Source organism: Neisseria sp. HMSC03D10 (assembly GCF_001807625.1).
GTDB lineage: Bacteria > Pseudomonadota > Gammaproteobacteria > Burkholderiales > Neisseriaceae > Neisseria > Neisseria mucosa.
This window is the reverse complement of record NZ_KV789490.1, coordinates 1-13,900: the sequence shown is the minus strand read 5'-3', so window position 1 is coordinate 13,900 and position 13,900 is coordinate 1. Positions and strand designations below refer to the sequence as shown.

Sequence of the window (13,900 nt, the reverse complement as noted above, 5' to 3'; positions counted from 1 at the left end):
TTGTACTATTTTGTTTTTAATTGACTATACAAAGGGGAGGAGCTATTCCTCTCGGTAAAATGTCAGGCTTATTTCCAGGTATTTGGATTTTGAAGGAGGACTATTATTCGCTGTTCCCAAGGGTGTTTCCCTATGTTTTTCGCTCCTGAAAACAACAGCAGTTTGAACCAAACGGAAACACGTTATAATATAATCCTTTCCATTCAGAATTTTAAGGTCGTCTGAAAGCCTTTATGAAACACGCAATCAAACAAAAAATCCTCGAACAGGCACGCCGTGACGGCGTACAGGTAACCGCTTTGCGAGAGCAGGTACTCGATATCGTTTTGCAGCAAAGCGGCGTGATTAAAGCCTACAACGTCTTGTCGCAGATGCAGCAGCAAAGCGAGGGCGTGGTTGCGCCGCCGACGGCCTACCGCGCCCTTGATTTTTGGGCGGAGCAGGGCGTTTTGCACAAAGTGGCGGCGGTCAATGGCTATATTTTGTGCAGCCACGCGCAGCACGAGTGCAACGACCATTGCCACGACCACGAAGAAGCCGAAGCGCACCACAGCGCGTTTATTTTGGTCTGCACCGAATGCGGCACGGCGGACGAGCAAACCCTGAGCCACGAATGGGCGGCATTGCGCGCAGGCGTTGCCGAAAGCGGCTTTGCGCTGAAAGAAGAACACGTTGTTTTAACTGGAATCTGTAAAAAATGTCAGAAGTGAAAAAAACCAAAGTCCACCTGATTTCAGGTTTTCTGGGAACAGGCAAAACCACCGCGCTTAAAAGCCTGATGGAGCAGAAAGACCCGAATGAAAAATGGGTCATCATCGTCAACGAGTTTGGCGAAATCGGTATTGACGGGGCGGTATTGAGCGACAACGGCATCCCCGTGGCAGAAATCGCCGGCGGCTGTTTGTGTTGCACCGCCGGCCCGCAAATGGGCGTAACCGTACAGAAAATGCTGCGCGATGCCAAACCCGACCGCCTGATGATTGAGGCAAGCGGACTGGCGCACGCCGCCAGCGTCATCGACGAATTGAAAGCCAAACCGCTGGACAGCCTTTTGGAAATCGGCGCTGTCTTTACCGTCGTCGATCCGCGCCAGTTCATCAACCCCGATTACGCGCAGCAGGCGTTGTATAAAGACCAAATCGGCATCTGCGACGTATTGGTCGCCAGCAAAACCGATTTATGCACCCCCGAACAGCTTGCCGAATTTCACGACAAAGCGGCAAAACTGTTCCCGCCCAAAGCCAAAGTGGTCGAAGTCCAAAATGCACAGCTCGACATCCAATGGCTTGACATTCCCGTCATCGAAAAATCACGCTACCGCCTCAAAGCCCTGCCGGACAACACGATGGGATTTCAGTCGCAAGGTTTCACATTCCCCGCCGGACGCGATTTTGACGGCGAAAAATTGACCAACTTCTTCAACGACCTGACCAAATTCACAGACGGCCTCGTCCGCGCCAAAGGCGTGTTCCAAGTGCTTGGCACATGGGTGTGGCTCAACTGGGTGGACGGGCAGTGGGGCGCTAACCAAGTCTCATGGCGGCGCGACTCGCGCTTCGAGCTGATTGCCAAATCGTTTGATGCGGATTTGATTGAGAAGAAACTGCAAGAGGCTTTGGAGAAATAAGGAAGGTCGTCTGAAAGTTTGTCGCAGCAATTTTCAGACGACCTAAACGATAGTGAAGTCTATTGTTTCAACTGTCAGAATAATATAAAGCAACTGCGTAGCGTGGGCTCTGCCCGCGAATAAATCAAATAAACATTGCAGGAAAGAAGAAAATGGCAAAATTTTTAAATACCAGCGGTACAACGTATTACTTGGAGGAGTTAATTAAAAATGCACAGGAACGGCTTTATTTGATTAGCCCTTATCTAAAATTAAACGATAGGGTAAAAGAGCTTTTAGAAGACAAAGACCGCATGAAAATCGATGTGCGGATTGTAATGGAGAATATAAATTACTTGAAACTATAGCACAGCAACTCGGAAATAATCGTAATGTATCAGGTAGAATTGATCTATTTACAGAATTAAAGGCCTGTCAATCTTGCAGCAATGTTATTTTAGAGTTTAGAAACCGCTATCCAAATATTCAATTAAATATTTTTACAGGAAAATAGAATCATGGAAAAAATAAAAAATTATATAGAATTCAGGAAATTATTTAAAAATATAACGGAAAAATTTGTCAGAGATTTAGATATAACATTAATTGAAGCAGCTGAATATTCTATAATTGAATTCGAAATTTATTTATCTGAATATCCGGAAGATAGTACATTTATTTTTACAGCATGGGCAATCTATCTGTTAGAAAATAACTGTCTCAATGAAAGAGGAAAAGATAATTTTTTCATCGCGGAAATGAAAAAATGTTATCAACAAACTAATTTGGATAGAATAAAATCTATCTATTCTTCGAGTGACTATCATATTTTTGCTAAGGATGTAAACAAGATTCAACAAACATTTAAATTAAATTTTGCCAATATCATGCAGCAAGAATAGCAACTGTATTTTTAACCCCGTCGGGCAAAAATACCAAAAACGGTAAATCACTAAAAATACTTTTATACCGCCGCAGCAGCAAGTTGTAGCCTGCATGAAACCTAAAATCCATGCGTAAGGTGTGTGCTTCAGCACGCACGCGTTCCATGATTTACGGCTCAATGCCGTCTGAAAAGCTCACAATTTTTCAGTATGGTAAAAGTGAATTGCAGCCATCAGAGGCAGCTTGGTTGAAAAATTTAAATTATGTTCGTACAAGCTATTGTCCGAATCTTCATGCAAAATGTTACGTCAGCGAAGATGCTTGCATTATTACAAGCCTGAATTTATATGAATTCAGCCAAGTAAATAATAATGAAATGGGTATCTTGCTGAAGCGTAGTGAAGATGGAGAAGTCTATCAAGATGCTTATAGCGAAGCGCAGCGTATTATCCGTATTAGCGATGAAGTTAAAATTTCAGTTGACGTCGTAGAAAAAGAGCAAGTTTCGCAGAAAAATCAGAATATAGAAATTGCTAAAAAATACGATACATTGACTGTCGCTAAGCTGGCAGAAAAATGGGGAGTAACAACGGAAGAATGCAATGCGAAACTGTGTCATGCAGGTTTGCAGGAAATAGACGGTAAGTTCCACCGTTTGACAGATACAGGCAAGAAAGCCGGTGTGTTTATCAAAAAAGGACGTTACGGATATTTTATTGTGTGGCCGGATAGTTTGACATTGGAAATGGTCGAAGCGGCTGGCAATAATCAGAAAGATTTGCTGGATAGGTTTATTAGCTGGCTTATCAGTTAAATTTTTTACAAGTATTAAAAGTATAGGTCGTCTGAAAGCAATCCGTACTTTTCAGACGACCTTAAAACCCAAATAGAGGAATACCCCAAGCATGTACCGTTACATCCTCCACCGCCTATTACTCTTAATCCCCACGCTGTTGGGGATTTTGGCGATTACTTTTGCCGTTATCCAATTCGTGCCGGGCGGGCCGGTGGAGCAGATGGTGCAGCAGTTGACGCATGGTGCGGTCAGCGGCGAGACGGTGAATGCGACGGCGGGCAATATCATGAAAAACGGCAACCGCATCAGTCCGGAAGATTTGGCGGCGTTGAATGCGCTGTACGGTTTCGACAAGCCGCCGTTGACGCGGTTTGCGGATATGGTGTGGCGGTTTGCCCGTTTTGATTTGGGCAAGAGTTTTTTCCATCATGAAACCGTGTTCGAGCTGGTCAAACAGAAAATGCCGGTGTCGATGAGTTTGGGCTTGTGGACGTTTTTCCTGACTTATCTGATTTGTATTCCGTTGGGCATTGCCAAGGCGGTGCGCGACGGCAGCCGTTTTGATGCGGTAACGGGGATGGTGGTGCTGGTCGGTTATACCATACCGCCGTTTGTGTTGGGTTTGGTGCTGCTGGTGTTGTTCGGCGGCGGCAGCTTTTTTGCGTGGTTCCCGCAGGGTGGTTTGGTCGGCGATGATTTCGACACGTTGTCGTGGGCGGGCAAAATCAAGGATTATCTGTGGCACATGGCGCTGCCGATTACGGCTTCGGTGGCGGGCAGTCTGGCGGTAACGACGGTGTTGACAAAAAATGTGTTTCTTGAAGAAATTCGCCGCCAATATGTCTATACCGCCCGCGCCAAGGGTTTGCCGGAAAAGCAAATTTTGTGGAAACACGTTTTCCGCAACGCGATGATTCCGCTGATTACCGGCTTCCCCGCTGCCTTTATCGGCGCGTTTTTCACCGGCAGCCTGCTGATTGAAACCTTGTTCTCGCTCGACGGGCTGGGGCTGCTTTCCTACGAGGCGGTGATGAAGCGCGATTATCCGGTGGTGATGGGGACGCTGTATGTGTTCACGCTGATGGGTTTGCTGGCGAAATTGGTGTCGGATATTTCTTATTCGTGGGTCGATCCGCGCATTCATTTCGGCGGACAGAAATAGGTCGTCTGAAAACTTAAAGAATTATGGAGTTAAATATGATTAAACGTTTAAAAGATATTTCTGAAGAAAGCCGCGAACATAAAAACGATGGTGCAAAAGTAGTCCGTATGGAATTGCAGGATGATGAAGCAACCAAACGGTTGGTCATGCATAGCGCAAAGCGCGTAATTGCCGCGCATAAGTCAGAATTGGAAAAGTTGGCTTATAAGTAATCTCCATGGTTGAATATTCAGACGACCTTTGTGCAATCCAATTATGAAAACACACACCTCAAACCCCACTTGGCAGGCTTTCAAGCAACACAAACGCGGCTGGTTCGCGTTGCGGATTTTAGCCGTTTTGTTCGCCGTCGCGCTGCTTGCGCCTTTGTGGAGCAACGACAAGCCCTTGTGGATACGTTATCAGGGCGAATATTATTTTCCGCTGGTAAACGAATACAACGAAACCGTGTTTGGCGGCGATTTCGACACGCCTGCCGATTACCTCGATCCGCTGATACGCGGCAACATCACGTCAAACGGTAATTACGCCGTTTATCTGCCCAATCCCTACGACGCCGATACGCTCAATGATTTCGACACGCAGCCTGACCCTGCAAGTCCGTCCGAAAGGCACTTGCTCGGCACGGACGACCGCGGTCGCGATGTCTTGGCGCGTTTGGTTTACGGATTCCGCGATTCTCTGCTGTTCGCCCTTGCGCTGACTTTGGTAACGACCGTCATCGGCGTGATTACCGGCGCGGTGCAGGGTTATTTCGGCGGCAAGACCGACCTTTTGATGCAGCGTTTTATCGAAATCTGGGGCGGGATGCCGGAGCTTTATCTCTTGATTATCCTGTCTTCGTTTTTCAATCCCAGTTTGTTGATTTTGCTGGTGTTGCTGTCGCTGTTTGGTTGGATGGGGCTGTCCGACTACGTCCGTGCCGAATTTTTGAAAAACCGTCAGGCGGATTACGTTTTGGCGGCGCGTTCGATGGGCGTGGGTAACCGTGCGATTATGTGGCGGCACATCCTGCCCAACAGCCTGACGCCCGTATTGGCGTTTCTGCCTTTCCGCATCTCCGGCGCGGTGCTTGCGCTGACCAGCTTGGATTTCCTCGGTTTGGGCGTTCCCGCGTCGCAGGCGAGCTTGGGCGAACTCTTGGCGCAGGGCAAGGATAACTTGGACGCTTGGTGGATAGGCTTGTCCACTGTCGGTACGCTGACGATTATGCTGCTTTTGCTGGTGATGATAGGGGAGGGCTTGCGTCAGGCGTTTGACGTGCGCGCGAGGGGATGATTTTCCGTATTGCGGATGAATATAAAATAGCCGATAGCTCATTTTCCTGCTATATAGATGGCTTTTCAGGCCGAGCTTGTTTTCAGGGCGAAAAACCTGTTTATGGGCGCGACCGCAAAAATATTTTACTCACTTAATTTTTGAAGAATTCCAATGAATCAAACACACAACACAAATTTCTACGAAATGCTGGCCGCTGCCTGCCGTAAAAACGGCAAAGGTACTGCGGTGTTCAACGACAAAGAAAAAACCACCTACCACGCGCTCAAGCAGGAAGTCGATGCCGTAGCCGCATATCTGCAAAATATGGGCGTCAAATTCGGCGACAAAGTGGCTTTGGCGGTATCCAATTCGCCGGAGTTTATCAGCGCCTATTTTGCCGTCTCCGCCATCGGCGCGGTTGCCGTACCGATGAATACGTTTTTGAAAAACAACGAATACGCGTATATTTTGAACGACTGCAAAGCGCGGTTTATGTTTGCTTCGGCAGGTTTGCAGAAAGAATTGAAGGGGCTGAAAAAACAGACCCGCGTCGAGAAAATCATTTGGATAGGCGAGGCGAAAGCGGCGGACGAAGCCGATGCGCGTTTTGAAGAAGCGCGCCGTTTTTCGGGTACGCCCGATTTGAGCCACCAGCCGAAAATCGATGATTTGGCGCATATTATTTACACTTCCGGCACGACAGGTCATCCCAAAGGCGCATTGATCAGCTATGGCAACCTGTTTTCCAACCTTGAAGGCATCGAGCGCATCTTTAAGATTACCAAACGCGACCGCTTCGTCGTGTTCCTGCCGATGTTCCACAGTTTTACGCTGACGGCCATGGTGTTGCTGCCGATTTATATGGCGTGTTCGATTATTTTGGTGAAATCCGTTTTCCCGTTCTCCAACGTTTTGAAACAGGTTTTATTCAAACGCGCGACCGTGTTTTTGGGCGTGCCCGCGATTTACACCGCCATGAGCAAAGCGAAAATCCCTTGGTATTTCAGATGGTTAAACCGCGTCCGTCTGTTTATCAGCGGCGGCGCGCCTTTGGCGGAACAAACCATCCTCGACTTTAAAGCGAAGTTCCCGCGTGCCAAGCTTTTGGAAGGCTACGGCTTGAGCGAATGCTCGCCCGTCGTCGCTGTCAACACGCCCGAAAGGCAAAAAGCCCGCAGTGTCGGCATCGCCTTGCCCGGATTGGAAGTCAAAGCCGTCAACGACGAATTGGTCGAAGTGCCGACGGGCGAAGTGGGCGAACTCATCGTCAAAGGCGGTTCGGTCATGCAGGGATACCTGAATATGCGCGATGCCACGGACGAAGCCATCGTCAACGGCTGGCTGAAAACAGGCGATTTTGTCACGATAGACGAAGACGGCTTTATCTTTATCGTCGACCGCAAAAAAGACCTGATTATTTCCAAAGGGCAAAACGTTTATCCGCGCGAAATCGAAGAGGCGATTTACAAACTCGACGCCGTCGAAGCCGCAGCCGTCATCGGCGTGAAAGACCAATACGCCGACGAAGAAATCATCGCCTTTATCCAACTCAAAGACGGCGAAACGTTGGACGAAGCCGACGTGCGCGCCCATTTGCGCGGACATTTGGCGAATTTCAAAATCCCCAAACAGATTTACTTTAAAGACGAACTGCCGAAAAACGCCACGGGCAAAGTGTTGAAACGGGTGTTGAAAGAGCAGTTTCAGAAATAATAAGCGTTCAGACGACCTCGGTTTGCGGGTTTGAATCAGAGGTCGTCTGAAAAGCAGAAAGCCGATGTTTGTTGGGCGTGTTTCTTGTTCATCTCAGATATTGGCTTATTGCTTTGTAAAGATTTCTGCCCGTGCGGCGGGTAATGCCGATTTGATTCCACCCGTTTTCAGACGACCTCGATACCATGACGAAACCCATCCTTGAAATTGAAAACCTAAACGCCTTTTTCCCCGGCAAGCAAGTCCTGCACGATGTCAGCCTGACCGTACAGACCGGCAGGAAACTGGCATTGGTCGGCGAGAGCGGCAGCGGTAAAACCGTGTTGGCGCAGGGCATTATGCGGCTGAATCCGCTGGTGTCGTTTGAAGGTCGTCTGAAATTCGACGGCAACGATTTGCTGACACAATCCGAACGCGCCCTGCAAAAGCTGCGCGGACGGGAAATCGGCATGGTGTTTCAAGAGCCGATGACCGCGCTCAACCCCGTGATGCGCGTCGGTGCGCAGATTGCCGAAGTGCTGACCCTGCATCTGGGCTTGGACAAAAAACAGGCATGGGCGAGGGCGGTCGAACTCTTGGCGGAAACCGGCATCCGCGAGCCGGAGCAGAAAGCCTTTGCCTATCCCTTCCAGCTTTCCGGCGGACAGCGGCAGCGGGCGATGATTGCGATGGCGGTTGCCGCCGAACCCAAGCTCCTGATTGCCGACGAACCGACCACCGCCTTGGATGTCGCCGTGCAGGCGCAGATTCTCGATTTGTTGGCGCGCTTGCAGCAGGCGCACAACATGACCATGCTCTACATCACCCACGACCTGAACCTTGTCCGCCGCTTTGCAGACGACGTCGCCGTGATGCGCGGCGGACGCATTGTCGAAACGGGCGCAGCGGCGGAAGTGTTCGCCCGTCCGCAACACGAATACACGCAAATGCTGTTGAACGCCGGTGCCGCGCGCAAGGTCGTACCTTTGGCGGACAACCCCGCCACCGTCTTGCAGGCGGAGCAGCTTTCCGTTGCCGTCAAAGAAACGGCGGGCTGGTTCAAAAAACGCAGCAAAACCCTGCTGGAGCCGGTTTCCTTCGATTTGAAAGCGGGCGAAACACTGGGCATCATCGGCGAAAGCGGCTGCGGTAAAACCACGCTGGCAAAAGCCGTGATGCACCTTATCGACGCGGAAGGTCGTCTGAAAATCAACGGCGAAGCCTGGACGCGCGAATCAAGGCGCGACATCCAAATGGTGTTCCAAGACCCGTTCGGCGCATTCAACCCGCGCATGAACGTCTTTAATATCGTTTCCGAAGCCCTGCGCGTTCACGAACCCGATTTGTCCCGCGCAGAAATGCGGCAGCGCGTGCAAGACGTATTGCGGCAGGTCGGTCTGCCCGAAGATGCGCTCGAACGCTATCCGCACGCCTTTTCCGGCGGACAACGCCAGCGGCTCGCCATCGCCCGCGCCATCATCGTCCGCCCGAAAATCCTTGTTTTGGACGAACCCACCAGCGCGCTCGACGTACAATGGCAGCAACAGATTCTGGAGCTGCTCGCCGATTTGCAAAAACAACACGGTCTCAGCCTCATCATCATCAGCCACGACCTCGCCGTCATCCGCGCCCTGTCGCACCGCGTGATGGTGTTGAAAGACGGCAAAATCGTCGAAGAGGGCGGCTGCGAAACCGTATTTGCCAACCCTTCCAGCGATTACACGCGCCATCTGATGAGCTTTAGGGCAGGCTGAACTGTCGGATAGGTCGTCTGAAAAACATTAGCCAATCCCGATGGCAACCTTACAAAAAAGCTATTACACTTTTGCGACACTTGAAATTTTCAGCCCCAAGCCCTATCCTGCACAACATCTGATTCAATTTGACACAAAAAGGAAAAACTCATGAGCAGCGAACTGATTATCCACACCACCGATGCAAATTTCGAACAAGACGTTTTGAAATCCGACGTTCCCGTATTGCTGGACTTCTGGGCACCTTGGTGCGGCCCTTGCAAAATGATCGCTCCGATCTTGGACGACATCGCCGCCGAATTTGAAGGTCGTCTGAAAGTCGTTAAAATCAACATCGACGACAACGAAGCCACCCCCGCCAAATTCGGCGTGCGCGGTATCCCGACGCTGATGGTATTCAAAAACGGCGAAAACGTCGCCACCAAAGTCGGTGCTTTGGCAAAAGGTCAATTGACCGCATTTGTAAACGCTTCTTTGGCTTAAGTTTCAACAACGCAAAAGGTCGTCTGAAAATTTTCAGACGACCTTTTTGCTATAATTCTCCATTTCCCCGAACCAAAAACAGGCGGCAATATGGAAGTCATCCAATACCCAAATTCCCCCTTCAAACTCCACCAGCCCTTCCCACCCGCCGGCGACCAGCCTACCGCCATTGCCGGCCTGCTCGAAGGGCTTTCAGACGGCCTGGCCTATCAAACCCTGCTCGGCGTAACCGGTTCGGGCAAAACCTACACCATGGCGAACGTCATCGCCCAAAGCGGCCGCCCCGCCATCATTATGGCGCACAACAAGACCCTTGCCGCCCAGCTTTATGCCGAAATGCGCGAGTTTTTCCCAGAAAACGCGGTGGAATATTTCGTCTCCTACTATGACTATTACCAGCCCGAAGCCTATGTACCCAGCCGCGACTTGTTCATCGAAAAAGACAGCGCGATCAACGAACACATCGAGCAGATGCGCCTTTCCGCCACCAAAAACCTAATGACGCGCGACGACGTGATTATCGTCGCCACTGTGTCCGCCATTTACGGTATCGGCGACCCGACCGAATACCAACAAATGGTGTTGTCCGTCAAAGAAGGCGACACCATCGAGCAGCGCGACATCATCGCCACGCTCGTTTCCATGCAGTACGAACGCGGCGATTTGGACTTCAAACGCGGAAGCTTCCGCGTACGCGGCGACGTGATTGACGTGTACCCCGCCGAAAGCTCCGAAAACGCCTTGCGCATCAGCCTGTTTGACGACGAAATCGACCGCCTCGATATGTTCGACCCGCTTTCAGGCAGCCTGCACCAACGCGTCGGCCGCTACACCGTCTTCCCATCCAGCCACTACGTTACCCCGCGCGACACCGTATTGCGCGCCTGCGAGTCCATCAAAGAAGAACTGCGCGAGCGCATCGAATTTTTCGCCCGCGAACAACGCCCCATCGAACAACAACGCATCGAACAACGCACCCGCTTCGACCTCGAAATGCTCTACGAAATGGGCTTCTGCAAAGGCATCGAAAACTACTCCCGCCACTTCTCCGGCAAAAAAGAAGGCGAACCGCCGCCCACGCTGATGGACTACCTGCCCGACAACGCCATCATGTTCATCGACGAAAGCCACGTTACCGTTACCCAAATCGGCGGCATGTACAAAGGCGACGCATCGCGCAAGCAAAACCTCGTCGATTACGGCTTTCGCCTGCCTTCCGCCCGCGACAACCGCCCGCTCAAATTCCACGAATTTGAAAAAGTCATGCCGCAAACCATCTTCGTCTCCGCCACCCCCGCCAAATACGAAGAAGAACACGCCGGACAAGTGGTCGAACAAGTCGTCCGCCCCACAGGGCTGGTCGATCCCCAAATCATCATCCGCCCCGTTGCCACCCAAGTCGATGACTTAATGAGCGAAATCAACGACCGCATCCAAAAAGGCGAACGCGTGCTCGTTACCACCCTCACCAAACGCATGGCGGAGCAACTCACCGACTATTACAGCGAACTCGGCATCAAAGTGCGCTATCTGCACAGCGACATCGATACCGTAGAGCGTGTTGAAATCATTAGAGATTTGCGGCTCGGCCTGTTTGACGTACTCGTTGGCATCAACCTCTTGCGCGAAGGCCTCGACATCCCCGAAGTCTCCCTCGTCGCCATCCTCGACGCCGACAAAGAAGGCTTCCTGCGCTCCCACCGCAGCTTGATTCAAACCATAGGCCGCGCCGCGCGCAACGTGAACGGCGTCGCCATCCTGTACGCCGACAAAATCACCGACTCCATGAAAGCCGCCATCGACGAAACCGAACGCCGCCGCGAAAAACAGATTAAATTCAACAAAGAACACGGCATCGTGCCGCAGCAGATTAAAAAACAGGTCAAAGACATCATCGACGGCGTGTACCACGAAGAAGACAGCGGCAAAGGTCGTCTGAAAGGCAAAAACAAAGTTAAAGTCGGCGAAATCCACAACGAAGAAGACGCGATTAAAGAAATCGCCAAACTGGAAAAAGCCATGCAGCAGGCGGCTAGGGATTTGCAGTTTGAAGAGGCAGCTGTGTTAAGGGATAGGATTCGTGGGATTAAGGAGAATTTACTTTTTGGGGCGGAGTGACTAGAAAGAAGTACATGGAAACACATAATTTAATTGATCAGCTTAATCATTTTTTAAATGAATTTAATCGCTTAAATTCTTTACTATTGCTGAGCAAAAAAAACATACCAACCATTGATAATTCCAAGGCTATTTCACATATCGAATTTCAGACCTTTATGAAAGAATTTGATATAGCTTATCAACAGTTAAAATCCAGTGGTATGACCATGAATATCTGGCAATTTGCAGAATTCGGGCGCTATGAAGTGCGCAATTGCAAAGTATTGTGCTGGCTGCTTGATATGCATGCAGATCACGGATTTGGGAGAAAATTTCTAATCAATCTGCTTAAAAATTTGGATCAACAAGCCGGTATTGCTGAAATTATTCGATATTTAACGCAAGAAAGCTTCTCCACTAATCAGGAAACCTTACACTGTGGCAATATTTCGGAACGTTTTGATATTGATATTAAAAGCCGAAATTGCCGTTTGATAATTGAGGCGAAGGTGGATGCTGCTGAAATGTATGACGGTAAAACAAGCCAATTAAAAAGGTATCGGGATATCTTGGACAAATCTTCTGAACCGCATAAATGTTTACTGTATCTGACTAGAGGATGCTATCTCCCCTTAGATGAAAGCCTACATAAGCAGGTAGTAGTTTTGAGCTGGAAAGATATTGCTAAAAGTATAAGAAAAACTATCTATGACGAATTGAATCAAGCACAAAGTTTTCGAAAAATGATATTTTTATCTTTGGCTCGTCATTTTGAAACCCTTTGAAGAAAGGAATATTTATGGAAAATGTAGAAAGAGAACTGGGTAAGTTAGTTTTAAGTAACTTGGAAATGTTGGAAAAATCTTATGGTTTTTTGGTACAAATAGATGTCCAGTTTTACGAGAAAATTGAAAATCAGTTTAACGCTTGGTATGAGGATTTTAAGAAAAATAGCGGGTGGCATAAAAAACCTGGTAACAAAAAAAATCAAGATGCTATCTGGTATTGTTTGGGTGAAAAATATGATAATAAAAAATCTAATATAGATATTGATTATAGCTGGTTAAGTGCTTGTACAGGCATTGCCAAATATGACGATGGTGAGACCATCGAGTACGGTATTCATTTTGGATTTAATCGAGATTATTTTAATTTTACCGCCAAAACAGCCAAGCAATTTATGCAAGATCAATTTGCAAATTACCCTGAATTAAAGGAAGTGGGGTTTCAATATATAGTGGGATCAAGTGAACACCGTACAATTTTTTTACCTATCCAACTTGACTTAAAACTGTTGATTGAAGAATACCCTGATTATGAGGATCAGGCTTTGCAGCCGCTTTCTGATGCTTTAGACAAAATAAAAAATCATCAAGCTGTATTTGATGGTATTGCCAAAAAGTTAATGAAACATTCCAAATTACAAGAAAGTTAGACTTAATACCTCAACAAGCAGCAGCCTGCATCTATACTAACCGCGTGCGCGGCTACGCCATACAGGCGGTACAAACTTTTAAACCGACGTAGGGTGTGTGCGGTACGCACGCACGCGTTCTTTGCCGTTCACACCATTGTTTCAAACTTTCAGACGACCTTAAACGTCGTCTGAAAATCTCTTAGCGTAAAGGTCGTCTGAAAACCGTGAATCCGTTTTCAGACGACCTTTGTTTCATTTCAGCCAACGAATATAATAACGCATAGCAAGCGCAGATTAAATATTTTATTTAACACAGCAACTTTGGAGATAATAAATGAGCATTGAATATTTATTAGATATTTTAAAAGATAGGGGATATATCAGCATTCAAGATGATAGAAACTTACATGGAAGAGCATCCAGTAATCATTTATTGAGTGAGTTACGGAAGAATGATAAATCAGGCATGGAATTAAAAAAATATGGTATGTATCGTCCAACAGAATTAGTAGACATTTATTGGATTCAAAATGATACCCATGAGGATATTCACGATGGTGTGTTAGATATGAAAAATATTATGGAAGATATTTATTTGGAAGAACTTCACAAATTACAACAAGACATGTAGCAAGCCGTAGCCTGTATCCCTCCTACCGCGTGCGTGGCTACGCCACACACCCTACCTGTAGCGGTACAAACTTTAAAACCGATGTGTAGCAACTGTATTTTTCACCCCGTCGGG

At 48.3% G+C, this 13,900-nt stretch carries 16 protein-coding genes and 1 pseudogene; 16 read left to right on the top strand and 1 reads right to left on the bottom strand.

The window, feature by feature from the left end; genetic code table 11:
* Window positions 1–233 precede the first annotated feature (233 nt).
* The 5 genes and pseudogenes from HMPREF3066_RS01070 (at window position 234) to HMPREF3066_RS01055 (ending at window position 2,508) form a co-directional block, all read left to right on the top strand.
* Window positions 234–710: a Fur family transcriptional regulator gene (locus HMPREF3066_RS01070; RefSeq protein WP_049227861.1), complete on the top strand. Its 477-nt coding sequence runs from the start codon at window positions 234–236 to the stop codon at window positions 708–710.
* A complete protein-coding gene (locus HMPREF3066_RS01065) occupies window positions 698–1,627 on the top strand; it encodes a CobW family GTP-binding protein (protein WP_060974892.1) in 930 nt (309 codons plus the stop codon). The genes HMPREF3066_RS01070 and HMPREF3066_RS01065 overlap by 13 nt, the downstream gene beginning before the upstream one ends.
* A 152-nt stretch (window positions 1,628–1,779) precedes the next feature.
* A complete protein-coding gene (locus HMPREF3066_RS01060; RefSeq protein ID WP_003757858.1) occupies window positions 1,780–1,974 on the top strand; it encodes a phospholipase D-like domain-containing protein in 195 nt (64 codons plus the stop codon).
* Window positions 1,944–2,120, top strand: a pseudogene (locus HMPREF3066_RS11890) (deaminase domain-containing protein); the annotation flags it as partial. The gene HMPREF3066_RS01060 and the pseudogene HMPREF3066_RS11890, both read left to right, overlap by 31 nt.
* Before the next feature lie 4 nt (window positions 2,121–2,124).
* On the top strand, window positions 2,125–2,508 hold the full coding sequence (locus HMPREF3066_RS01055) for a hypothetical protein (RefSeq protein ID WP_060975130.1): 384 nt from the start codon (window positions 2,125–2,127) through the stop codon (window positions 2,506–2,508).
* Here the strand turns inward: HMPREF3066_RS01055 and HMPREF3066_RS13030 are convergent.
* On the bottom strand, window positions 2,492–2,656 hold the full coding sequence (locus HMPREF3066_RS13030; RefSeq protein WP_168160636.1) for a hypothetical protein: 165 nt from the start codon (window positions 2,654–2,656) through the stop codon (window positions 2,492–2,494). The two genes, HMPREF3066_RS01055 and HMPREF3066_RS13030, sit on opposite strands and share 17 nt — an antisense overlap.
* Between HMPREF3066_RS13030 and HMPREF3066_RS01050 the strand changes: the two genes are divergently transcribed.
* From HMPREF3066_RS01050 to HMPREF3066_RS01005, 11 genes are all read left to right on the top strand, one after another.
* Entirely contained in the window at window positions 2,655–3,305 is a 651-nt protein-coding gene (locus HMPREF3066_RS01050) for a phospholipase D-like domain-containing protein (RefSeq protein WP_070439893.1), read from the top strand. The genes HMPREF3066_RS13030 and HMPREF3066_RS01050 overlap by 2 nt on opposite strands.
* A 91-nt stretch (window positions 3,306–3,396) precedes the next feature.
* Window positions 3,397–4,449 carry an ABC transporter permease subunit gene (locus HMPREF3066_RS01045; RefSeq protein WP_003740701.1) on the top strand — a complete coding sequence of 351 codons (1,053 nt, stop codon included), beginning with the start codon at window positions 3,397–3,399 and terminating at the stop codon, window positions 4,447–4,449.
* 35 nt (window positions 4,450–4,484) lie between these two features.
* Entirely contained in the window at window positions 4,485–4,661 is a 177-nt protein-coding gene (locus tag HMPREF3066_RS13025) for a hypothetical protein (protein WP_167390275.1), read from the top strand.
* A gap of 43 nt (window positions 4,662–4,704) precedes the next feature.
* The gene (locus tag HMPREF3066_RS01040; RefSeq protein WP_070439891.1) at window positions 4,705–5,727 is read left to right on the top strand and encodes an ABC transporter permease; all 1,023 of its coding nucleotides are present in this window, start codon (window positions 4,705–4,707) and stop codon (window positions 5,725–5,727) included.
* 153 nt (window positions 5,728–5,880) lie between these two features.
* The gene (locus tag HMPREF3066_RS01035; RefSeq protein WP_070439889.1) at window positions 5,881–7,422 is read left to right on the top strand and encodes a fatty acid--CoA ligase; all 1,542 of its coding nucleotides are present in this window, start codon (window positions 5,881–5,883) and stop codon (window positions 7,420–7,422) included.
* 185 nt (window positions 7,423–7,607) lie between these two features.
* The gene (locus tag HMPREF3066_RS01030) at window positions 7,608–9,155 is read left to right on the top strand and encodes an ABC transporter ATP-binding protein (protein WP_070439887.1); all 1,548 of its coding nucleotides are present in this window, start codon (window positions 7,608–7,610) and stop codon (window positions 9,153–9,155) included.
* Window positions 9,156–9,305: 150 nt separating this feature from the next.
* On the top strand, window positions 9,306–9,638 hold the full coding sequence (gene trxA, locus HMPREF3066_RS01025) for a thioredoxin TrxA (protein ID WP_019271474.1): 333 nt from the start codon (window positions 9,306–9,308) through the stop codon (window positions 9,636–9,638).
* A gap of 90 nt (window positions 9,639–9,728) precedes the next feature.
* On the top strand, window positions 9,729–11,756 hold the full coding sequence (gene uvrB, locus HMPREF3066_RS01020; RefSeq protein ID WP_070439885.1) for an excinuclease ABC subunit UvrB: 2,028 nt from the start codon (window positions 9,729–9,731) through the stop codon (window positions 11,754–11,756).
* A gap of 14 nt (window positions 11,757–11,770) precedes the next feature.
* Window positions 11,771–12,523: a PD-(D/E)XK nuclease family protein gene (locus HMPREF3066_RS01015; RefSeq protein ID WP_070439883.1), complete on the top strand. Its 753-nt coding sequence runs from the start codon at window positions 11,771–11,773 to the stop codon at window positions 12,521–12,523.
* A 14-nt stretch (window positions 12,524–12,537) separates the two neighbouring features.
* Window positions 12,538–13,173, top strand: coding sequence for a hypothetical protein (locus HMPREF3066_RS01010; protein WP_070439881.1), 636 nt, complete (start codon window positions 12,538–12,540; stop codon window positions 13,171–13,173).
* 316 nt (window positions 13,174–13,489) lie between these two features.
* Window positions 13,490–13,786, top strand: a complete 297-nt coding sequence (locus HMPREF3066_RS01005) for a hypothetical protein (RefSeq protein WP_070439879.1) — start codon at window positions 13,490–13,492, stop codon at window positions 13,784–13,786.
* Window positions 13,787–13,900 lie beyond the last annotated feature (114 nt).